The sequence below is a fragment of the Clavibacter californiensis genome (genome assembly GCF_021952865.1).
GTDB classification, from domain to species: domain Bacteria; phylum Actinomycetota; class Actinomycetes; order Actinomycetales; family Microbacteriaceae; genus Clavibacter; species Clavibacter californiensis.
Genome location: NZ_CP040792.1, coordinates 2,014,174 through 2,034,783, shown reverse-complemented (window position 1 = coordinate 2,034,783; position 20,610 = coordinate 2,014,174). Strand labels below are relative to the sequence as shown.

The following is a 20,610-nucleotide window of genomic DNA, read 5'->3' as shown; positions in this document are numbered from 1 at the left end:
TCCACGGAGAAGGGAGCGAGAGGCCGACGCGCGGCGCCGACTCGAGCGTGAGGCGGTGTGGCGAGGCATCCCCTCGACCCTACGCGCTCGGGATCAGGGTCGGTCGGGCTCAGTCCTCGACGTGGCGCTGACGCGCGTAGACGACGACGGCCACGATGAGCCCGACGAGGAGGCCGGCAGCCAGCGGGAAGAGGAACCCGCCGGGGCCGATCTGCGTCACGACGCTGCCGTGGTCGATGCGGGTGTCGACCACGCCCGGCACGTCGAGTCCGGGGTAGCCCTCGGTCCCCTGCGCGAAGGAGGTGATGAGGAGCGTCACGATCACGGCCGCGCCCACCACGAACGCGGACAGGAACCCCAGCACCGCGGAACCGACCACCGACGTGCGGTGCGGGTCGGTGGTGTGCGTGCGGTGCAGGGTGGCGTGCGACATTGTGGAGCTCCAGGGGTCGATGACCTGAGCAACGGTACGCCGGTCCTCCAAGTGGAGGACAGTCCCCCGATCGGGGACCGACGCCGCGCCGGGAAGAGGACAGCCGGATACGAGCACAGCCGGAGACCAACACAGCCGGAAACGACAAGAGCCCCGCGCCTCCGAGAGGAGGAGCGGGGCTCGAGGGTGGATCTGAGGGGATTCGAACCCCTGACCCCCTGCATGCCATGCAGGTGCGCTACCAACTGCGCCACAGACCCGTGATCCGCTTCCCTGCGGAAGCGACTCGTCTACATTACTACACATTCCGACCACCCCATGACCAGGGCATCCTCGTCCACGGGCGGCCGGCGGAGACGGCTCAGTCGAACAGCTCGCTGAGCCAGCTCTCCTTCTTGCGGCGCTTCCCGCCGTACCCGCCGCTCTGCTCGTAGCCGCCGACCGCCGGATGGCCGGAGCCGCCGCGGTCGCCGTATCCGTCGATCCGGGATCCGTACGAGCGATCGCGGTCGTCGTCCAGGCGACGGTCGCGCCGGCCGTCGTCATCCCGGCGCCGGTCGTCGCGACCCGGGTCCGGATACCCGCCGAGCGGCGCCGCCGGTGGCACGGGCGACGCGGCCGCCGGGGCGGACCGCATCTCCTGCTCCGCGCGATCGAGGATCTTGTCGAGCTCGCCGCGGTGGAGCCACACGCCCCGGCAGTCGGGGCAGTAGTCGATCTCGACGCCGGCGCGCTCGCTCATCACGAGGGTGGCGGAGTCGTCAGGGCACTTCATGCGAGCTCCTCGCGGGACGCGTGGCGCAGGATCAGGATGCGGAGGCCGTCGGCTCGATCTCGAGGGCGACGACGGGGCAGTCCTTCCAGAGGCGCTCCAGCGAGTAGTACATGCGGTCCTCCTCGGTGAAGACGTGGGCGACGACGTCGCCGAAGTCGAGGAGGATCCAGCGGCCCTCGCTCTTCCCCTCGCGGCGCAGCGGCTTGGCGCCGGCCTCGATCATCTTGTCCTCGATCTCGTCGGCGACCGCCTGCGCGTTCCGCTCGTTGCGGGCCGAGGCGATGAGGAAGACGTCGGTGAGGGGCAGGGGCCCGGAGACGTCGAGCGCGACCAGGTCGATGGCCTGCTTGGAGTCGGCAGCGAGGGCGGCGACCTTGAGCAGGTCGAGGGCGCGGGGAGAAGCGGTCACAGAGTCCTTCCGGGACGGGTGGGATGGTGCATCAGACGATCAGAATACATTCGTCATGAACGCGACGATGACGAGGCCGGCGCCGATGACGGCGACTCCCCCGGCCGCGACGGCCGCGACGACCGGCGCGGTGAAGCGCTTGCGGGGCGGCGGCTGGACCACGGCGCGCGTCGACGTGTGCGTGCTGACGGCGCGGCTGGCGCGGACGGGCTCGGAGTCCGAGCCGCCCGGCGCGTGGTCGTGGTCGTCGCCCTGCTCGAGGATGCGGTCCATGTCGGCCGTGTCGAAGCGGTCCGGGTGCGTGCCCATGGAGCCGAGGCTGCGGGGCAGGTCGATGGAGCCGGTGATGATGATCTCGCCGGTGCTGTTGAGCGCCTGCTGCATGTCGTTGGCGTGCGGCACGGTCGGGAGGATGAAGTGGTTGCCGGTGTGGGGCTGGTCCTCGTCGACCTGGTCCTGCACGGACCAGTGACCCGTCGGCGGGGTGAACGGCGCGCGGGCGTCGGGCGCGTCGGAGTCCGTCGAGGCGGTCACGGTCGATGCGGAGTCGGAGTCGGAGTCGGCGTCCGGCGTCTCGGTCCGGTCCTCCGGGAGGGCCTCTGCGGCCGACGCGCGTGTGCCGAACGCCGGCTCGAGGTGCGGGTCGGCGGCTCCCGTGACCCACGGCGTCGCGTCGAGCGAGGGTGCGGGGCGGGGATCCTCGTCGGAGCTCGGGGCATGGGCCGCGAGGGGCGGGACGGTCGGCTGCTCGCCCGACGCGTCCGGGTCGCGACCGGCGGCGTCGCCCGAGGGGACGATCGGCGCGAACGGCCAGGCCGACGGCGTCTCGGCGGGGGTCGTCTCGCGGTCCGCCGCCGCGGGCGCCTCGGGTGCCTCCGCCTGGGCGTCGTCCTCCGCGGCGGGTGCGGGTGCGTCCGTCGCCTCTGCGGCGGCCGCACGACGGTAGGCGCTCCCGTAGGGCGCGCGGGGCCGCGGCGTCGCACGGGATCCTCGGCCGTATCGCGCGTACGGCGGGACGGACGTCTCGGACGAGGACGGCGGCGCGTCGTCCACGGCGGCGGTCGAGGGCTCGGCGTCGGACGGAGTGGAGCCCGTCTCCGAGCCGGCGGGCGTCGCCTGCGCGTCCTCGTGCTCGGATCCGCGCTGCTCGCGGGCGGCCTCCTCGGCCTCGCGGATGGCGCGGAGCTGGCGTCGCGTGAGCACGCCGCCCGACAGCAGGATGGCCGAGGTGTCGGGGCCGATGCCCGGAGCGGTCAGCGGGGCGGCCGGAGGCGTCGTCGCCTCGTCGGGCCGGGGCCCTGTTCCGTCCCCACGCGAAGGAGACGGGGTGTCCGCTTCGGTGTCCGCGGGGGTCGCCGTCGCCGATCGCTCGTCGGAGGATCCGTCCGTCGAGGCGTCCGCAGCGGTCGTCGGCTCGTCCGCGGGGGCGTCGTCCGCCTCGTCGATGCCGAGCGCGAGCGCGCGGGCACGCTCAGCGGCGCGCATCTCGCGGCGGCTGAGCCCCAGGGTCGCGGGAGCGGGACCGTCGTCGAACGAGGTCGGCCCGGTGTCGGGCGCGTCGTGGGAGGGGGTCATTGCGGGCTCCGATACAGGTGGTGCTTGGAGATGTACTGGACGACTCCGTCGGGGACGAGGTACCACACGGGGAAGCCCCGACCGACACGGGCTCGGCAGTCGGTCGAGGAGATCGCCAGCGCCGGCACCTCCAGCAATCTTACGTCGGCGTGCGGGAGGCCGCTCTCGGTCAGGTCGTGCCCGGGCCGGGTGACGGCGACGAAGTGCGCCAGGTCCCACAGCTCGGCGACGTCCTTCCAGCCCAGGATCTGCTGGATGGCGTCCGCTCCCGTGATGAAGAACAGCTCCGCGTCCGGGTGGGTGCGCCGGATGTCGCGGAGCGTGTCGATCGTGTACGTGGTGCCCGCGCGGTCGATGTCGACGCGGCTGACGGTGAAGCGCGGGTTGGCCGCGGTCGCGATCACCGTCATCAGGTAGCGGTGCTCACCGTCCGTGACGGTCTGCTTCTGCCACGGCTGGCCGGTGGGGACGAAGATCACCTCGTCGAGCTGGAGGTGCTGCTGCACCTCGCTCGCGGCGACGAGGTGGCCGTTGTGGATGGGGTCGAACGTGCCGCCCATGACCCCGATGCGGAGGCGCGGGGCGGCGGCCGTCGTCATGTGGTGGGTTCTCGCGCTCAGTGGGTGGAGTCGGCGGTGCCGTGGCCCTGCTCGGCCACCGGGGGCTTGCCCCACTTCTCCGAGTGGCGGTTCGCCACGTCGCGGAAGCTGAACATGACCACGCCGAGCGCGAGGAACGCGACCGCCGCGACGGCCGGGAACACCCAGAGCGGAGCGGCGAGCTCCATGGCGTGCTCGGTCTCGGCGAGGATGGTGGTGGTCAGCGCGTGCATGTGATCTCCGTTCGTGGCACGCCCCGTCGAGCGGAGGCGGCGCCTGCCATCCTACCGGCGGGCCCCCGCACGGGGCGCACGCCCGCCGGGCGTGCCGTCAGCCGCGGACCTGCCCGCTCCCCCGCACGATCCACTTGGTGCTGGTGAGCTCCTGCAGGCCCATCGGACCCCGCGCGTGCAGCTTCTGGGTGGAGATGCCGACCTCGGCGCCGAAGCCGAACTCGGATCCGTCGGTGAAGCGCGTGGACGCGTTGACCATCACGACGGCCGAGTCCACGGCGGCGAGGAAGCGCTCGGCGACGGCGAGGTCGGACGTGACGATGGACTCGGTGTGGTGCGTCGACCAGCGGGCGATGTGGGCGACCGCGTCCTCCACGGAGTCGACGACGCGCACCGCGAGGTCGAGCGAGAGGTACTCGGCTGCCCAGTCCTCGTCCGTGGCGGGGACGGCGTCCGGCCAGAGCTCGTGCACGGCGGCGTCGCCGTGCACCGTCACGCCCCGGTCGCGGAGGGCGTCGAGCACGGCGGGGAGGACCCGGGGGGCGGCGTCGCGGTGCACCAGCAGCGTCTCCATCGCGTTGCACACGCTCGGGCGGCTGACCTTGGCGTCGACCGCGATGTCGACGGACATGCGCGCGTCGGCCGACGCGTCGAGGTAGACGTGCACGACGCCGGCGCCGGTCTCGATGACCGGCACGGTCGACTCCTCGACGACGGTGCGGATGAGCTCGGCGGATCCGCGCGGCACGAGCACGTCGACGAGGCCGCGTGCCCGCATGAGCCGGGCGGCGCCCGCGCGGCCGTGCGCGTCGACGGTCTGCACCGCGTCCGCGGGGAGGTCGACGCGCTCGAGGGCGGCGCGCATGACGTCGACGAGGACGGCGTTGGTGCGCAGCGCCGCCGATCCGCCGCGCAGCACGACGGCGTTGCCGCTCTTCAGCGCGAGCGCGGCGATGTCGACCGTGACGTTGGGCCGGGCCTCGTAGATCGCGCCGACCACGCCGAAGGGGACGCGCACCTGGGAGAGCAGCAGGCCGTTCGGGAGCGTGCGGCCGCGGACGACGTGGCCCAGCGGGTCGTCGAGCCCGCGGATCCCGGTGACGGCGTCGGACAGGGACGCCACGCGCCGGCCGTCGAGCGTCAGCCGGTCGAGGAGGCCAGCTGCCAGCCCGGCGTCCCGGCCCGCGGCGAGGTCCTCGGCGTTGGCCGCGACGATGCGGTCGGCTCCGGCGACGAGCGCGGCCGCGACGGCGTCGAGCGCCGTGTCGCGCTGGACGGAGGTGCTGGCGGCGAGGGAGATGGATGCGGTGCGGGCGGCCTCGAGGATCCGCTCGAGCTCGTCGGCGGGGAGGGCCTCGGTGGCGACGGTCGGGGCGATGGGCGCGTTCGAGGGCATGCACGGCAGCCTACTGACGCACCGCCGGCCCGAGGTGCTGGCGGGGCGTTCAGCCGCGGGGCGCGAACCAGGTGCCGACGTGCTCGCCGGCGAGGGCCGAGCGGACCTGCGCGGTCGACGTGAGGAGCACCCCGGTGCCGGCCTCGGCGGCGAGGCGCGCGGCGGCGACCTTGGTCACCGCTCCCCCGGTGCCGACTCCCGTGCCGGTGCTGCCGATCTCGACGCCGTCGAGCTCGTCGCCGAACCCCACGTGCTCGATGCGGCGGGCGCCCGGCTCCTCCGGCGGTCGCGTGTAGAGGGCGTCCACGTCCGAGAGGAGGAGCAGCAGGTCGGCGCCAACCAGTCGGGCGACGAGCGCTGCCAGCCGGTCGTTGTCGCCGAAGCGGATCTCGTGCGTGGCGACGGTGTCGTTCTCGTTGACGATGGGCAGCAGGCGGAGGCCGAGCAGCCGCTCCATGGCGCGCTGCGCGTTCTCCCGGTGGTCGGGTGCGGCGAGGTCGCCGGCTGTGAGGAGCACCTGGCCCGCGACTATGCCGTAGCGGTCGAGGCTCTCCTGGTAGCGGAAGATCAGCACGCTCTGGCCGACCGCGGCCGCGGCCTGCTGGGTGGCGAGGTCGGCCGGGCGGTCGTCGAGCCGGAGGAAGGGCATCCCCGTGGCGATGGCGCCGGAGGACACGAGGACGACCTCAGCACCCCGCGCGTGCACGGAAGCGATGGCGTCCACGAGCGGTGCGATCTGCCCGGCGTTGTCCCCGCTGATGGACGACGATCCGACCTTCACGACGATGCGCCGCGCGGACGCGATGCCCGCGCGGGAGGCCGTCCCCACCCGCTAGGCCTTCGCGTCCGAGGACGCGTCCTCGTCCGACCCGTCCTCGTCCGCCCACAGGCCGGCCTCGCCCTCGCGCACGAGCTGCGCGCGCGCCTCGGCCTTCGCGTCCATGCGGGCGAAGTAGTCCTCGCGGCGCGCCTGGTTGGTGCGTCGGCTGATCGGGTCGACGCGGGCGTCGGCGCCGCGGGGACTCGTGATGAGCTCCGCGGTCGACGTGAGGGTCGGCTCCCAGTCGAAGACGATGCCGTCGCCCTCGCCGATGATGACGCTGGATCCCGCCACCGCGCCGGCCTTGAACAGGCCGTCCTCGACGCCGAGCTTGGCGAGGCGGTCGGCGAGGTAGCCGACGGCCTCGTCGTTCGTGAAGTCGGTCTGCTGCACCCAGCGCTCGGGCTTGGTGCCGATGACGCGGTAGATGTCGCCGTAGCTGCCGCCGTCGACGCGGATGGTGAACGGCTTCTCGTTGACGGCGCGGGGACGCAGCACGATCCGCGGTGCCTCGGGCTCCTCGGCGGCCTTCGTGCGGGCGTCCTCGACGAGCTCCGCGAGGGCGAAGGACAGCTGGCGCAGGCCGTCGTGGCTGACCGTGGAGATGTCGAAGACGCGGTAGCCGCGGGCCTCGAGCTCAGGCCGCACGAGCTCCGCGAGCTCCCGGGCCTCGGGGACGTCGATCTTGTTCAGCGCGATGAGCTGCGGGCGATCGAGCAGCGGCACCTGGCCGTCGGGCACGGGGTACGCGGCGAGCTCCGTGAGGATGATGTCGAGGTCGGAGATGGGGTCGCGACCGGGATCCAGCGTCGCGCAGTCGAGCACGTGCAGGAGGGCCGAGCATCGCTCCACGTGGCGCAGGAACTCGAGGCCGAGGCCCTTTCCCTCGCTCGCGCCCTCGATGAGGCCGGGGACGTCCGCGACGGTGTAGCGCGAGTCCGCGACCTCGACGACGCCGAGGTTCGGGTGCAACGTGGTGAACGGGTAGTCGGCGATCTTCGGCTTCGCGGCCGAGATGGCGGCGACGAGGCTCGACTTGCCCGCGGACGGGTAGCCCACGAGAGCCACGTCGGCGACGACCTTGAGCTCGAGGACGACGTCGCCCTCGTAGCCGCGCGTGCCCAGCAGCGCGAAGCCGGGGGCCTTGCGCTTCGTGGTGGCGAGGGAGGCGTTGCCGAGCCCGCCCTGGCCGGCCTCGGCGGCGATGAACCGCATGCCGGGCGTGGCCATGTCGGCGAGCTCGTTGCCGTCGGCGTCCTTGACGACGGTGCCGACCGGGACGGGGAGCTCGAGCGCCTCGCCGAGCGTGCCGTGGCGGTGGTCGCCCATGCCGGGTCCGCCGTTGCGCGAGGAGCGGTGCGGTCCGCGGTGGTAGGCGAGGAGCGTGGTGACCTGGGGGTCCGCGACGAGGACGATGTCCCCGCCGTTGCCGCCGTTGCCGCCGTCGGGTCCCGCCAGGGGCTTGAACTTCTCGCGGCGCACCGAGACGCAGCCGTTCCCGCCGTTTCCCGCCCGCAGGTGGAGGGTCACGGTGTCGACGAATGTCGCCATGGCTGTAGCTCGTTTCTTCTAGGGGTGTTCCCTGCGGAACGCAGACAAGGGCGGGCCGAGGCCCGCCCTTGAAGTGCTGCGCGGCAGTGCCGCCGCAGCGTCCGTGCTGTCGGCCTGCGCTAGGCCGGGACGACGATGTTGACGACCTTGCGGCCGCCCTTGACGCCGAACTGCACCGAGCCGGCGGAGAGGGCGAACAGCGTGTCGTCGCCGCCACGGCCGACGTTGACGCCGGGGTGGAAGTGCGTGCCGCGCTGGCGGACGATGATCTCGCCGGCGCCGACGACCTGGCCGCCGAAGCGCTTCACGCCGAGGCGCTGGGCGTTCGAGTCACGGCCGTTGCGGGTAGAGCTCGCGCCCTTCTTGTGTGCCATCTGTTTCTCCCTGCGGTCTCGGTGCTAGTTGATCTCGGTGACCTGGACGCGCGTGAGGTCCTGGCGGTGCCCCTGGCGCTTCTTGTACCCGGTCTTGTTCTTGAACTTCTGGATGACGATCTTGGGACCGCGGAGGTCGTTCAGGATCTCGGCGCTGACGGTGACGTCGGCGAGCTTGGCGGCGTCCGTGGTGATGGTGTCGCCGTCGACGAGCAGGACCGCGGGGAACACGACCTTGCCGCTCTGCTGGTTCTTGACCCGGTCCATCGTCACGATGGTCCCGACCTCGACCTTCTCCTGCCGACCGCCGGCGCGCACAACTGCGTAAACCACTTTTCCGTACCTGTTTTCTCTCGCGGGCTTGACTCACTGGGGACTTGACGCCCTGTGGCCCGAATCATTGGAGGAAGTCTGCCGCAGGCGCATGATCTCTAGGGATCGGCGCATGCCAGCGACTCACGTTACCGGAACGCCGGACAGGGGTCAAACTCCGGACCCCCGGCGTCCTCGGTCGATCATACGCGAGCCGGCGGCGTCCTCGCCGCATTCCCGCCGGGCGCGTCGTCGCCGACCGAGGGCCCAGGCGGTGCACCCACCGGCGACGGGCCTGCCTAAGCTCGCAGGATGACCGTCCTCCTCGATCGACCGGCCTGGCCAGCGCACGGCAGGCTCTGGGCGCACCTGGTGAGCGACGCGTCCCTCGAGGAGCTGCACGCCTTCGCCCGGGCGGCCGGTGTCCCCGAGAAGGCCTTCGACCGCGACCACTACGACGTGCCCGAGGAACGGCACGCGGAGCTGGTGGCACGCGGCGCCGTGGCGGTCTCGAACCGCGACCTCGTCCGGCGGCTGCAGGCGAGCGGGCTGCGGGTCACCCAGCGCGAACGGCGCGGGCTGGGATCCTGACGCGGCGGACGTCCGATCGCACGACGGAGGGCCCGGAGCATGCGCCCCGGGCCCTCCCTCGTGCGGCTGCCTGACGGGCAGCCGACGCGTCAGCTCGCGTCGTCGGCCGGGGCCGGCGTCGTCAGCGTCTGCGTGGAGACCCGGCGGCTGCGCGAACGCCCCTGTCCGGGCTCCTTGGGCTGCGGCAGCGCGTCGAGGACGGAGCCGAGGAGCTGCTCCGCGTCCGCCGAGCTGACGCGGCGCGGTGCTGTGCGCGCGCTCGCGACCGGGATGTCGAGGATCTGCACCGGCTCGAGGCGGATGGCCTCGCGCGGCTCGAGCGTCGACAGGGCGGGCTCCTCCACCGGCGCGTCGGCCGGCGTCGGGTCCTCGGCGGGAGCGGACGGCGCCTCGGCGGCGGGCGCCTGCGGCTCCGAGCTGTCCTGCCCCTCGACGGTGGCGGACGACGCGCGTCCCCGGCCCCCGCGGCTCCGACGCGGACGGTCGCCGCGGGTCTGCTCCTCGACGGGAGCAGCCTCGGCCTGCACGGCCGGGTCCGCGGTCTCGTCGGGCGTGCGCACGACGTCCTCGACCCGGTCGATCGCCTCGTTCACCGTCTGGATGGTGCTCGTGGCGATCTTGGCGAGGGCGGAGCGCGCGTCGTCGGTGATGCTGTGCGTGCTCGCCGCGGGCGTGCGCTGCTGCTGCTGCGCCTGGCCGCCGCCGTTGCCGCGACCGCCGCCGTTGCCGTGCTCCTGCGGGCCCTTGCCGCCGCGGCGGCGCCCCTGGCCCTGAATGGGCTCCTGCGGCGTCTGCTTGTGGGCCATGAGCGGGTCGTGGTGGATGATGATCCCCCGCCCGGCGCACGTCTCGCAGTTCTCCGAGAACGACTCGAGCAGCCCGAGGCCGAGCTTCTTGCGCGTCATCTGCACGAGGCCGAGCGAGGTGACCTCGGCGACCTGGTGCTTGGTCCGGTCGCGGCTGAGGCACTCCACCAGACGGCGCAGCACGAGATCGCGGTTGGTCTCGAGCACCATGTCGATGAAGTCGACGACGATGATGCCGCCGATGTCGCGCAGGCGCATCTGGCGGACGATCTCCTCGGCGGCCTCGAGGTTGTTCTTGGTGACGGTCTCCTCGAGGTTGCCGCCGGATCCGACGAACTTCCCCGTGTTGACGTCGACCACGGTCATGGCCTCGGTGCGGTCGATGACGAGCGAGCCGCCCGAGGGCAGCCAGACCTTGCGGTCGAGCGCCTTCTCGATCTGCTCGCTGATGCGGTGGTGGTCGAACGAGTCCTTCTCGCCCGAGTACGTCTGCACCCGGTCGATGAGGTCGGGCGCCACGCCGCGGAGGTAGCCCTCGATGATCTCCTGCGCGTCGCCGCCGTCGATCACGAGCTCGCGGAAGTCCTCGTTGAAGACGTCGCGGATGATCTTCAGCAGCAGGTCCGGCTCCGAGTGCAGGAGCGCGGGCGCCTGCGCCTTCTCGACCTGGCGGCTGATCTCGGCCCACTGCGAGGTGAGGCGCTCGACGTCGAGCTTCAGCTGCTCCTCGGTCGCGCCCTCGGCCGCGGTGCGGACGATGACGCCCACGTTCTCGGGCAGCACCTCCTTGAGCGTCTTCTTGAGGCGCGCGCGCTCGGTGTCGGGGAGCTTCCGGCTGATGCCGTTCATGGACCCGTTGGGCACGTAGACGAGGTAGCGGCCCGGGAGGCTCACCTGACTCGTGAGGCGGGCGCCCTTGTGGCCGACCGGGTCCTTGGTGACCTGGACGAGCACGCGGTCGCCGGGCTTCAGCGCGACCTCGATGCGGCGCGCGTGGCTCCCGCCGCCCTTGTCGGCGTTCGCGGCCTCCCAGTCGACCTCGCCGGAGTAGAGCACGGCGTTGCGGCCTCGGCCGATGTCGATGAAGGCGGCCTCCATGCTCGGGAGGACGTTCTGGACGCGGCCGAGGTACACGTTGCCGATGAGCGACGCCTCGTCGGCGCGGGCCACGTAGTGCTCGACGAGCACCTGGTCCTCCAGCACGCCGATCTGGATCTTGCCGTCGCGCGAGCGCACGATCATGCTGCGGTCGACCGACTCCCGGCGGGCCAGGTACTCCGACTCGGTGAGCACGGGACGGCGGCGGCCGGCGTCGCGGCCGTCGCGGCGGCGCTGCTTCTTGGCCTCGAGGCGCGTGGATCCCTTGATCCGCTGGGGCTCGGTGATGAGCTCGGGCTCGCGCGGCGTGCGGACCTTGACGACCGTGCCGGGCGCGTCGTCGCCGTCGCGGCCCTCCTCGCCGGAGCGCCGGCGCGCACGGCGCCGGACAGACGGGGAGTCGTCCTCGTCGTCGTGGTCGTCGTCGCGGGTGTCGCGGCCACGGCCGTCGCGGCTGACGCCGCGGTCCTGGCTGCGGTCCTGTCCGCGGCCGCCGCGGCGCGAGGAGCGCGCGGGGCGGTCGTCGCGGTCCAGGTCGTCGTCCTCGTCGCGGACGTCGTCGCGGCGGTCGTCGCGCTCTCGGCGGGGAGGCAGCGGCGCGATGTCCGGGGCCTGGAAGAAGACGGAGAGGGACGGGACGGCGCGGACCGGAGCGGCGGGCGCCTCGGCGACGGGCTCAGCGATCGGAGGGGCGGAGGCGGACTCCGCTGCGGGCGCCTCGGTGTCGGCTGCGTCGGCCGGGGCCGCCTCCTGCTCGGCCGCGACGGCGGCCTTGCGCGGGGCGCGCTTCCGCGGCGCACGGGCGGCGGGCGCGGCGGGCTGCTCGGCGGCCTGGGCGTCGGCGTCGGCGGCGGGAGCGGATGCCGAGGCGGACGCGTCGACGCTGGCGTCGTCCGGCTGGGCGACCGCGGGCGCGGATGCGGGGGTGCTCGCGCGGCGGGAGCGGCGGGCGACCGGCGCCTCCTGCTCGACGGGCGTGGTCCGGGTGTCGTCGTTCTCGTTCAGGGTGTGGCCCTTCGCTTCGGAGGCGGCGGGCGTGCCGCTCGCCTCGGGGGTCGCGGACGCGGGGAGTGCGGGCGTGCCGCCGGTCCCCGTCGCCGCGGTCGTGTCGGCGCGGCGGCCCGTGAGCCGCTCGAAGAGGCTGGGTCGCCTCCTGCCGGTGTTCTCGTCTCTCTCCACCATCTCTGGTGCACTCCTCAACCGGTCGGTACGGCCGCGCCGTACCCCGGTAGCTCTCCGAGTGGATCCCCGCATACGCGGCTCTCCGTCGATCCTGGTCTGCGACGTCCGGCCCGAGGCTTCGGTCGTGCGCACTGGTACGGAACTGGCTATCCGCCGCCGGACGTGCCTGGCGGCCCGGGTCTGCCCCGGGAAAGACTCTTCATGGCGGTCGTGCCGCGCGGCGGTCCGACCTGCCTGCCAGTATCGCACGCCGACGCCCACCCGGCCGTCAGGGTCGGCGCTCCCCCGTCTGCCATGATCACCGCATGACCGCGACCCGGGCCCCCGCGCACCCCCGCTCCCTGGCCGTCCTGCTCGTCGTCACGGGCATCGTCGGCTGGATCGGCGCGTTCGTCCTCGTGCTCGACCGGCTGCACCTGCTCGAGAACCCGGGCGCGTCGCTCTCGTGCGACATCAACCCGTTCATCTCCTGCGCCACCGTCATCGAGTCGCGCCAGGGATCGCTGTTCGGCTTCCCCAACCCGCTCATCGGGGTCGCCGCGTTCGTGGTGCCGATCGTCATCGGCATGGCCCTGTTCGCGGGTGCGCGGTTCGCACGCTGGTTCTGGACGCTGTTCGCGGTGGGGACCTTCGCCGGCTGGGTCTTCGTGACGTGGCTGTTCACGCAGAGCGTCTTCGTCATCGGCGCACTCTGCCCCTACTGCCTGCTCGTGTGGAGCGCGATGATCCCGCTGTGGTGGGGCACGCTGTCCGCCACCGCGCGCGCTGGCCTGCTGCCGGTCCCCGCGGGGATCCGCCGGGCCGCGGACGCCGTGGCGCCGTACACGTGGGCGGTCGTGGTGCTGAACTACGCGATCATCGTGGTCGCGATCATGGCGACGTTCCCCGCCCTCATCCCGACGCTGCTCGGCTGAGGCGCCGGGACGACGGGAGGGGCCGACCGGATGCCGGTCGGCCCCTCACCTCGTGCGCGTCCTAGAACCAGAGGGCGAGCTCGCGCGCGGCGGACTCGGGCGAGTCGCTGCCGTGCACGAGGTTCTGCGCGACGGCGAGGCCCCAGTCGCGGCCGAGGTCGCCGCGGATCGTGCCGGGGGCGGCGCCCGTCGGGTCGGTCGTGCCCGCGAGCGAGCGGAAGCCCTCGATGACGCGGTTCCCGGCGACGCGCACGGCGACGATCGGGCCCGACTCCATGAACTCGACGAGCGGCTCGTAGAACGGCTTGCCCTGGTGCTCCTCGTAGTGCTGCTCGAGCAGGGCGCGCTCGGCCTGCACCATGCGGAGGTCGACGATCTGGTAGCCCTTGGCCTCGATGCGGCGGAGGATCTCGCCGGTGAGGCCGCGGGCGACGCCGTCGGGCTTGACGAGGACGAGGGTCTCCTGGACGGGAGCGGACATGGGTGCCTCCTACGGGGTGGGAGCCGGCGGCTCGGTGGTCGGTCGGTGGTCGGTGGGGCGGTCGTCGCCCGGGGCCGGGGCGCCGCCCGCGGCGGCCTGCTCGTCGAGCATGGCCTGCTCCCACGCGCCTCGCGCGGCCGCCTTCTCGCGGTCGATCCGGGCGCCCTGCACCATGGCGTAGATCCAGAGCAGCAGGAAGAAGCCGCCGACGGCGAACATGGCGGGCAGCACGAAGCCGGTGAGCACCACGAGGACCTGCACGACCCAGCCGGCGCGGATGCCGAGCGGGGTGCGGAGGGCGCCGACGACGGCGAGCATGGCGAGCACGAGGAGCGCGCCGCCGCCGAGCGCGGGCAGCGGCGGCAGGGAGCCGAGGCCGAACGCGACGAGGCTCGCGAGGAACACGACGATGACCTGGAAGCCCATGACGATGGATCCGAGGATCTCGACCGTCGTGCGGGGCGGTCGGGGTCGCCTCGTGCGGGCCGGGCGGCCGTCGGCGCTCACGCGGTCTTCCAGCCCTCGTCGGCGGCGTGCGCGATGGCCTCGCCGACGAGGAGGATCGAGCCCGTGACCAGCGCGGCGCCCTTCTCGGTCTCGCCCGCGGAGTCGCGCGCGTCCTCGAGGGCCGTGCGCAGGTCGGGCTCGACCGTGACGCGGTCCCGGCCGACGACGTCGACGACGATGCGCGCGAGCTCGTCCGGATCCACCGAGCGCTCGGACTGGGAGCGCGTGACGATGAAGTGGTCGACCACGGGCGCGAGCTCGCGCACGATGCCCTCCGCGTCCTTGTCCGTCAGCACGCCGATCACGGCGGTGACGCGGTCGAACGTGAAGTAGACGGGCAGCGCGGCCGCGAGCGACGCCGCTCCCGCGGGGTTGTGCGCCGCGTCGACCAGGACGGTCGGCTCCGTGCCGACGACCTGCAGGCGGCCCGGGCTCGTCGCCGTGGCGAGGCCCTCCGCGAGCACGTCGTCGTGGATGGCGTGGTCGCCGCCGCCGAGGAACGACTCGACCGCGGCGATCGCGACCGCGGCGTTCTGGGCCTGGTGCGCGCCGAACATCGGGAGGAAGACGTCGCGGTACGTGCCCGCGAGGCCCTGCACGCTGATGACCTGGCCGCCGACCGCGAGCGTCGTGTCGAGGAGGCGGAACCGCTCGCCCTCGATCGACCAGGTCGACTCCGTCAGCTCGGCCGCGCGCGCGAGCTCGGCGACGACCTCGGGGAGCTGCGCGCTGGACACGACGTCCGCGGCGGGCTTGACGATGCCGGACTTGGTGCGCGCGATCTCCGCCACGGTGGATCCCAGGCGCTGCGTGTGGTCGAGCGAGACGGGCGTGAAGACGGCGACCTGGCCGTCACCGACGTTGGTGCTGTCCCACTCGCCGCCCATGCCGACCTCGATCACGGCCACGTCGACGGGCGCGTCGGCGAACGACGCGAACGCGAGCACCGTCAGCGCCTCGAAGAACGTCACCGGCTCATCGCCCGCGGCGACGAGCTCCCGGTCCACCAGGTCGATGAAGGGCTCGACGTCGGCCCAGTTGCGGCTGAGCGCCTCGTCGGTGATGGGCAGGCCGTCTACGACGATGCGCTCGTTCAAGCGGACGAGGTGCGGGCTCGTGAAGAGGCCCGTGCGGAGGCCGGTGGCGCGCAGGATGCTCTCGGTGATCCGGCTCGTCGACGTCTTCCCGTTCGTGCCGGTGACGTGCACGATCGGGTACGCGCGCTGCGGGTCGCCGAGGAGCTCGACCACCCGGCGTGTGGCGGACAGGCGCGGCTGCGGCGCCTGCTCCCCCATCCGCGCGAGGAGAGCCTGGTACACGGCGTCGCCCTCGTGCTCGAAGTAGTTCTCGTCGTCGACCTCGCGGCCGGCCACGATCGACTGCTCGGCCTCCCGGCGGAGCTCGGCCGCGTCGTCGGCGAAGAGCTGGTCGTCGCTCAGGCCGTCGACGTCGGGGTCGAGGGCGCGCGCCGCGGCGTCGACGCCCTCGTCCGTCTCCGGCTCGAAGTCGTCGTCGCGCCGGACGTCGTCCGCGTCGTCGTCGAAGGGCTGTCCGCCCCGCTGGTCGCTCATGCTCGCTCCACCTCGATGTACAGGGGCGATCCGCCGCCGACGGTGATGCCGGACTCCGTCGCCTGGTCGTCCGCGTCGATCCGCAGCGCCACCGCCAGGGTCTCACGGGCGATGAGGTCGCGGAACCGCTCGGCCTGCTCGGCGCCCGCGGCGTCCAGCCGGATCACGAGGGAGATGCGGTCGCTCACGTCGAGCCCCGCGCCCTTCCGCGCGTCCTGCACGTTCCGCACGACGTCGCGCGCGAGGCCCTCGGCCTCGAGCTCGGGGGTGAGCGCGGTGTCGAGCAGCAGGAACCCACCGCCCGGCAGGAGCGCGAGCGCCTGGTCGGCGCGGTCGCCCGCCACCTCCAGCAGCAGCTCGTACTCGCCGACCACGAGCGGCACGCCGCCGGCGACGACCTCGCCGTCCGCCTCCGCCCAGTCGCCCGCACGGGCGGCCTGGATCACCCGCTGCACGCCCTTGCCGAGGCGCGGGCCGGCGACCCGCGCGTTGACGGTGAGGCGTCGCGTGATGCCCGCGTCGGAGGCGCTCGTGGGGGTGAGCTCCACGACGGCGACGGCCTTGACGTTGAGCTCGTCGCGCAGGATGTCCTCGAACCGGGCGAGCCCGTCGGCGTCGTCGCTCACGACCGTGAGGCGCGCGAGCGGCTGGCGCACGCGGAGGCCCGACTGCTTGCGGAGCGAGAGCGCGGTCGAGGCGACCTGGCGGACCCGGTCCATCACCTCGACGAGGCGGTCGTCCGCGGGCAGGTCGTCGGGCTCCGGCCAGTCCTCCAGGTGGACGCTGCGCCCGCCGGTGAGGTCCTTCCAGATCCGCTCGGACACGAGCGGGAGGAGAGGCGCGGCCACGCGCGTCACGGTCTCGAGGACCGTGTAGAGGGTGTCGAACGCGCGCGTGTCGCCGGCTTCCGTGCCGGCCCAGAACCGGTCGCGGCTGCGGCGCACGTACCAGTTGGTGAGCACGTCGGCGAAGTCGCGGAGGGACGCGGCGGCGAGCGTCGAGTCCAGCGCGGTCATGTGCTCCGTGACCTCGCTGACGAGGCGGCGCGTGCGGGCCAGGACGTAGCGGTCCAGCACGTCGTCGCTCGTCGTGTCGCGGTGCGCCTCGTAGCCGCCGGGCTGCGCGGAGTTGGCGTAGAGGGAGAAGAAGTACCAGGTGCTCCAGAGCGGGAGCAGGACCTGGCGGACGCCCTCGCGGATCCCCTCCTCCGTCACGACGAGGTTGCCGCCGCGGAGCACCGGGCTCGCGAGCAGGAACCAGCGCATGGCGTCGGATCCGTCGCGGTCGAACACCTCGTTGACGTCCGGGTAGTTGCGGAGCGACTTGGACATCTTCTGGCCGTCGTTGCCGAGCACGATGCCGTGGCTGACGACGCTCGAGAACGCCGGCCGCCCGAACAGGGCGGTCGACAGCGCGTGCAGCGTGTAGAACCAGCCGCGGGTCTGGCCGATGTACTCGACGATGAAGTCCGCCGGGCTGTGCGCGTCGAACCACTCGCGGTTCTCGAACGGGTAGTGCACCTGCGCGAACGGCATGGATCCGGAGTCGAACCAGACGTCGAGCACGTCCTCGATGCGGCGCATCGTGCTCTTCCCTGTCGGGTCGTCCGGGTTCGGGCGCGTGAGCTCGTCGATGAAGGGGCGGTGCAGGTCGGTCGGCCGCACGCCGAAGTCGGCCTCGAGCTCGTCGAGGCTGCCGTACACGTCGACGCGCGGGTACGCCGGGTCGTCGCTCTTCCACACCGGGATGGGGCTGCCCCAGAACCGGTTGCGGCTGATCGACCAGTCACGGGCGTTGCCGATCCACTTGCCGAACTGGCCGTCCTTGACGTTCTCGGGCGTCCACGCGATGTCCTGGTTGAGGCGCACCATGTCGTCGCGGAAGTCGGTGACGCGCACGAACCAGCTGGAGACCGCCTTGTAGATGAGCGGGTTCTTGCAGCGCCAGCAGTGCGGGTAGGAGTGCTCGTAGCTGGCCTGGCGGATGAGGCGGCCCTGGGCCTTGAGCATGCGCGTGAGCGTCTTGCCGGCGTCGGACCACAGCTCGCCCGCGACCTCGGGCACCGTGTCGACGAAGCGACCGCCCTCGTCGAGCGAGAGGATCACGGGGATCCCTGCGGCGGCGCAGACCTGCTGGTCCTCCTCGCCGTAGGCCGGGGCCTGGTGGACGATGCCGGTTCCGTCGGTCGTCGTGACGTAGTCCGCGACGAGCACCTGCCAGGCGTTCTCCGTGCCGAACCGCTCGACGTCGGCGTAGAAGTCCCAGAGGCGGTCGTAGGCGACGCCCTCGAGCTGACGGCCGAGCACGGTGCGGGAGACGGCGGCGCGCGCCTCGTCGGCGGACGCGTAGCCGAGGTCCTTGGCGTAGTTCCCCACGAGGTCCTGGGCGATGAGGTACTCGGATCCGAGCACCTCCGCCGCGAGCTGCACGCTCGACGCGCGCGGCAGCGAGTCGGGCGCCTCGGCGTCGGGCGTGCCCGCGGGGCCGGCCGGCACGACGGCGTAGACGATGTCCGGTCCGACCGCGAGAGCCATGTTGGTCGGCAGGGTCCAGGGCGTGGTCGTCCAGGCGAGCGCGCGCACCGCGGTGAGGCCGAGCGACTCGGCCTTCGCGCCGACGAGCGGGAACGTGACGGTCACGGACTGGTCCTGGCGCATGCGGTAGACGTCGTCGTCCATCCGCAGCTCGTGGTTGCTCAAGGGGGTCTGGTCGTGCCAGCAGTACGGGAGCACGCGGAAGCCCTCGTAGGCGAGGCCCTTGTCGTGCAGCTGCTTGAACGCCCAGATCACCGACTCCATGAAGTCGACGTCGAGCGTCTTGTAGTCGTCCTCGAAGTCGACCCAGCGGGCCGAGCGGGTGACGTAGTCCTCCCACTCCCCCGTGTACTCGAGCACCGAGCGGCGGGCGACGGCGTTGAACTCCTCGACGCCCATCTCCTCGATCTCGCTCTTCTCGGTGATCCCGAGCTGGCGCATCGCCTCGAGCTCCGCGGGGAGGCCGTGCGTGTCCCAGCCGAAGCGGCGGTGCACCTGCTTGCCCCGCATGGTCTGGAAGCGGGGGAAGGCGTCCTTCGCGTAGCCGGTGAGGAGGTGCCCGTAGTGCGGGAGGCCGTTGGCGAAGGGCGGCCCGTCGTAGAAGACCCACTCGTCGCAGCCCTCGCGCTGCTCGACCGAGGCGCGGAACGTGTCGTCGCGCTTCCAGAACGCGAGGATGCCCTTCTCGACGTCCGGGAAGCGCGGGCTCGCGGCCACCTGGTCGGGGGCGCTCGGGTCGTCGGGGACGGGACGGGGGTAGGTCATGGCATCTCCTGCGGGGACGGGCTCTCCGCGAGGACGCCCGGATCCCTCATGCGGATCCCCGAGCGCGGTACCACCCCGCTTGCCACGCGATGCGCGACCACTCTCCTGAAGGCGATGACGGGCCCTGTCCGTTCGGTTCTACTCGCCGCGCGTTCCGCGGCTTTCTTCCGAAGGCTCCCCGGTGATGGCCGGATCGGCGCCTGTGCCTCGATCCTAGCGCCCGCTCGGCCGCACCCGGCGGTCGCCTAGCCGCCGAGCTGGGCCCGGTGGGCGCCCGCGCGCCACGGGAGCTCGAGCACGTCGCGCCCCGCCGTGTCCGGGTGCCCGGCCAGGAGCGTCCGGATGTCGTCGAGGAGGCGGGCGCGCGCGTCGTCGGGCAGCGTGCTGACGACGCTGATGGACCCGGCGAAGGCCACCGCGTCCTCCGGCGACAGGCGGTGGACGTGCGGGAAGGACGCGTGCTCGACCGGGCCGAAGCCGGGGAACGGGCCGGGCTCGGGGGCGACGTTGGTCGAGCGGTGCCCCGGGTGCAGGAGGGCGTCGAACTCGCGGACCCAGTCGACCTCCGTGTCCAGGTTGTTCCACACGATGCCGAGGCGCCCGCCCGGTCGGAGGACGCGGGCGCACTCGCGCGCCGCCTCGCCCGCGTCCATCCAGTGCCACGCCTGCGCGACGAGGACCGCGTCCTCCTCGCCGTCGCCGACGGGGATGGCCTCGCCGCTGCCCGCCCGGACGTCGACGTCGGGCGAGGACGCGGCGAGCACCCGGCGCATCGCGGCGTCGGGCTCCACCGCCGTGACGGCGAGCCCGCGCGCGGCCAATATCCGGGTGAGCTTGCCGGTGCCCGCACCGAGGTCGACGACGCGGCGGGAGCCCGCGGGGAGCATCCAGTCGACGGCCTCGTCGGGGTAGCCGGGCCGCACCCGGTCGTACTGGTCGGCGAGCGCGCCGAACGAGGAGGCGAGGGCGGAGCGGTCCGGCTGCGGCGCGGCGTCGGCGGTCATGCGCTCATCATCGCCTGCCGGGGCGCGGGGCGGGGCGTGGGACGCGCATCAGGCGAGGGTCGTGGCGAGCGCCGGGCGGAGCGGGTCGAGCGCCCGGCGGACGGCGTCCTCGAGGGGGCCGCGGCCCACGCCGTCACCCGCCCACGCGACGACCGCCGCGGCCGTCGCGGCGGCGACCACGGCGGCGGCGACGCGGACGGGCGCATCCGAGGCCCGGCGGCCGGACGCGCGCGCGAGGGCAAGCGCGACGGGATCCACGAGCGGCGCCGCGCGCGCCACGCCCTCCCCCTGCACGTCGGCGCCGAGGCCCATCACCTCGTGCTGCGTGAGGGCGAGCGGCAGCCAGCCCTCGCCGCGCGAGCAGGCGGCGCCGATGAGCGCGTCGACCACGCCGTCGACGGGCGGGGCTGCGGGGTCCACCGCGGACACCGCATCCCCGCATGCGCGCAGGGTGTCGTCGAGGCCCGCCCAGAGCAGGTCGGCCTTGGAGGCGAAGTAGTTGAAGAACGTCGCGCGGCTGACCCCGGCGCGCTGGGCGATCTGCTCGACGGTCGTGGCGGCGTAGGTGCTCTCGAGGAAGAGCTCGGCGGCGGCCTCCTCCAGGGTCGCGCGGGACGAGCGGCGCGGACGACCGGCGGGACGGGCGGGAGTCATGCGCCCATCCTGGCGCACCGGGGTCG

Annotated in this window: 20 protein-coding genes and 1 tRNA gene; 2 read left to right on the top strand and 19 right to left on the bottom strand. The window is 73.1% G+C overall.

Annotated features, from left to right (window positions below; genetic code table 11):
- Positions 1 to 109 precede the first annotated feature (109 nt).
- The 12 genes from FGD68_RS09890 to rplU form a co-directional block, all read right to left on the bottom strand.
- Entirely contained in the window at positions 110 to 433 is a 324-nt protein-coding gene (locus FGD68_RS09890) for a hypothetical protein (protein WP_041465260.1), read from the bottom strand.
- A 187-nt stretch (positions 434 to 620) separates the two neighbouring features.
- Positions 621 to 693, bottom strand: a tRNA-Ala gene (locus FGD68_RS09885).
- Positions 694 to 794: 101 nt separating this feature from the next.
- Positions 795 to 1,208 carry a TFIIB-type zinc ribbon-containing protein gene (locus FGD68_RS09880; RefSeq protein ID WP_119373301.1) on the bottom strand — a complete coding sequence of 138 codons (414 nt, stop codon included), beginning with the start codon at positions 1,206 to 1,208 and terminating at the stop codon, positions 795 to 797.
- 31 nt (positions 1,209 to 1,239) lie between these two features.
- A complete protein-coding gene (gene rsfS, locus FGD68_RS09875; RefSeq protein ID WP_012038183.1) occupies positions 1,240 to 1,617 on the bottom strand; it encodes a ribosome silencing factor in 378 nt (125 codons plus the stop codon).
- Between the two features lie 39 nt (positions 1,618 to 1,656).
- Positions 1,657 to 3,192, bottom strand: a complete 1,536-nt coding sequence (locus tag FGD68_RS09870) for a hypothetical protein (protein WP_119373302.1) — start codon at positions 3,190 to 3,192, stop codon at positions 1,657 to 1,659.
- Positions 3,189 to 3,791 (bottom strand): nicotinate-nucleotide adenylyltransferase, encoded by a 603-nt coding sequence (gene nadD / locus FGD68_RS09865; protein ID WP_104236492.1) that lies wholly within the window; start codon positions 3,789 to 3,791, stop codon positions 3,189 to 3,191. Before nadD ends, FGD68_RS09870 begins: the two co-directional genes overlap by 4 nt.
- Positions 3,792 to 3,808: 17 nt before the next feature.
- Entirely contained in the window at positions 3,809 to 4,024 is a 216-nt protein-coding gene (locus FGD68_RS09860) for a hypothetical protein (protein ID WP_012038180.1), read from the bottom strand.
- A gap of 97 nt (positions 4,025 to 4,121) precedes the next feature.
- Positions 4,122 to 5,420 (bottom strand): glutamate-5-semialdehyde dehydrogenase, encoded by a 1,299-nt coding sequence (locus FGD68_RS09855; protein WP_237609405.1) that lies wholly within the window; start codon positions 5,418 to 5,420, stop codon positions 4,122 to 4,124.
- 49 nt (positions 5,421 to 5,469) lie between these two features.
- Positions 5,470 to 6,249, bottom strand: coding sequence for a glutamate 5-kinase (gene proB, locus FGD68_RS09850; protein WP_119373200.1), 780 nt, complete (start codon positions 6,247 to 6,249; stop codon positions 5,470 to 5,472).
- A 3-nt stretch (positions 6,250 to 6,252) separates the two neighbouring features.
- Complete coding sequence (obgE, locus tag FGD68_RS09845) at positions 6,253 to 7,791, bottom strand: GTPase ObgE (RefSeq protein WP_104236490.1); 1,539 nt, start codon at positions 7,789 to 7,791, stop codon at positions 6,253 to 6,255.
- Between the two features lie 119 nt (positions 7,792 to 7,910).
- Positions 7,911 to 8,165, bottom strand: coding sequence for a 50S ribosomal protein L27 (rpmA, locus tag FGD68_RS09840; RefSeq protein ID WP_012038176.1), 255 nt, complete (start codon positions 8,163 to 8,165; stop codon positions 7,911 to 7,913).
- A 24-nt stretch (positions 8,166 to 8,189) separates the two neighbouring features.
- Entirely contained in the window at positions 8,190 to 8,498 is a 309-nt protein-coding gene (gene rplU / locus FGD68_RS09835; protein ID WP_119373201.1) for a 50S ribosomal protein L21, read from the bottom strand.
- Positions 8,499 to 8,789: 291 nt separating this feature from the next.
- On the opposite strand from rplU, the gene FGD68_RS09830 reads away from it, so the two are divergent.
- Positions 8,790 to 9,068, top strand: coding sequence for a DUF4031 domain-containing protein (locus FGD68_RS09830; protein WP_119373202.1), 279 nt, complete (start codon positions 8,790 to 8,792; stop codon positions 9,066 to 9,068).
- Between the two features lie 89 nt (positions 9,069 to 9,157).
- Here the strand turns inward: FGD68_RS09830 and FGD68_RS09825 are convergent, their stop codons facing one another.
- On the bottom strand, positions 9,158 to 12,154 hold the full coding sequence (locus FGD68_RS09825) for an Rne/Rng family ribonuclease (protein WP_237609404.1): 2,997 nt from the start codon (positions 12,152 to 12,154) through the stop codon (positions 9,158 to 9,160).
- Between the two features lie 305 nt (positions 12,155 to 12,459).
- Here FGD68_RS09825 and FGD68_RS09820 point away from each other — a divergent pair, with 305 nt between their 5' ends.
- Positions 12,460 to 13,068 carry a vitamin K epoxide reductase family protein gene (locus FGD68_RS09820; protein ID WP_119373060.1) on the top strand — a complete coding sequence of 203 codons (609 nt, stop codon included), beginning with the start codon at positions 12,460 to 12,462 and terminating at the stop codon, positions 13,066 to 13,068.
- A gap of 61 nt (positions 13,069 to 13,129) precedes the next feature.
- On the opposite strand, the gene ndk is transcribed toward FGD68_RS09820, so the two are convergent.
- The 6 genes from ndk to FGD68_RS09790 form a co-directional block, all read right to left on the bottom strand.
- Positions 13,130 to 13,549, bottom strand: coding sequence for a nucleoside-diphosphate kinase (ndk, locus tag FGD68_RS09815; protein WP_012038171.1), 420 nt, complete (start codon positions 13,547 to 13,549; stop codon positions 13,130 to 13,132).
- A gap of 9 nt (positions 13,550 to 13,558) precedes the next feature.
- On the bottom strand, positions 13,559 to 14,056 hold the full coding sequence (locus tag FGD68_RS09810; RefSeq protein WP_104236486.1) for a DUF4233 domain-containing protein: 498 nt from the start codon (positions 14,054 to 14,056) through the stop codon (positions 13,559 to 13,561).
- On the bottom strand, positions 14,053 to 15,627 hold the full coding sequence (locus tag FGD68_RS09805) for a bifunctional folylpolyglutamate synthase/dihydrofolate synthase (RefSeq protein ID WP_119373061.1): 1,575 nt from the start codon (positions 15,625 to 15,627) through the stop codon (positions 14,053 to 14,055). The genes FGD68_RS09810 and FGD68_RS09805 overlap by 4 nt, the downstream gene beginning before the upstream one ends.
- Positions 15,624 to 18,926, bottom strand: a complete 3,303-nt coding sequence (gene ileS / locus FGD68_RS09800) for an isoleucine--tRNA ligase (protein WP_119373062.1) — start codon at positions 18,924 to 18,926, stop codon at positions 15,624 to 15,626. Before ileS ends, FGD68_RS09805 begins: the two co-directional genes overlap by 4 nt.
- A gap of 245 nt (positions 18,927 to 19,171) precedes the next feature.
- Positions 19,172 to 19,930 carry a class I SAM-dependent methyltransferase gene (locus FGD68_RS09795; protein ID WP_237609403.1) on the bottom strand — a complete coding sequence of 253 codons (759 nt, stop codon included), beginning with the start codon at positions 19,928 to 19,930 and terminating at the stop codon, positions 19,172 to 19,174.
- Between the two features lie 48 nt (positions 19,931 to 19,978).
- Positions 19,979 to 20,584 (bottom strand): TetR/AcrR family transcriptional regulator, encoded by a 606-nt coding sequence (locus tag FGD68_RS09790; protein ID WP_104236482.1) that lies wholly within the window; start codon positions 20,582 to 20,584, stop codon positions 19,979 to 19,981.
- Positions 20,585 to 20,610: the final 26 nt, after the last annotated feature.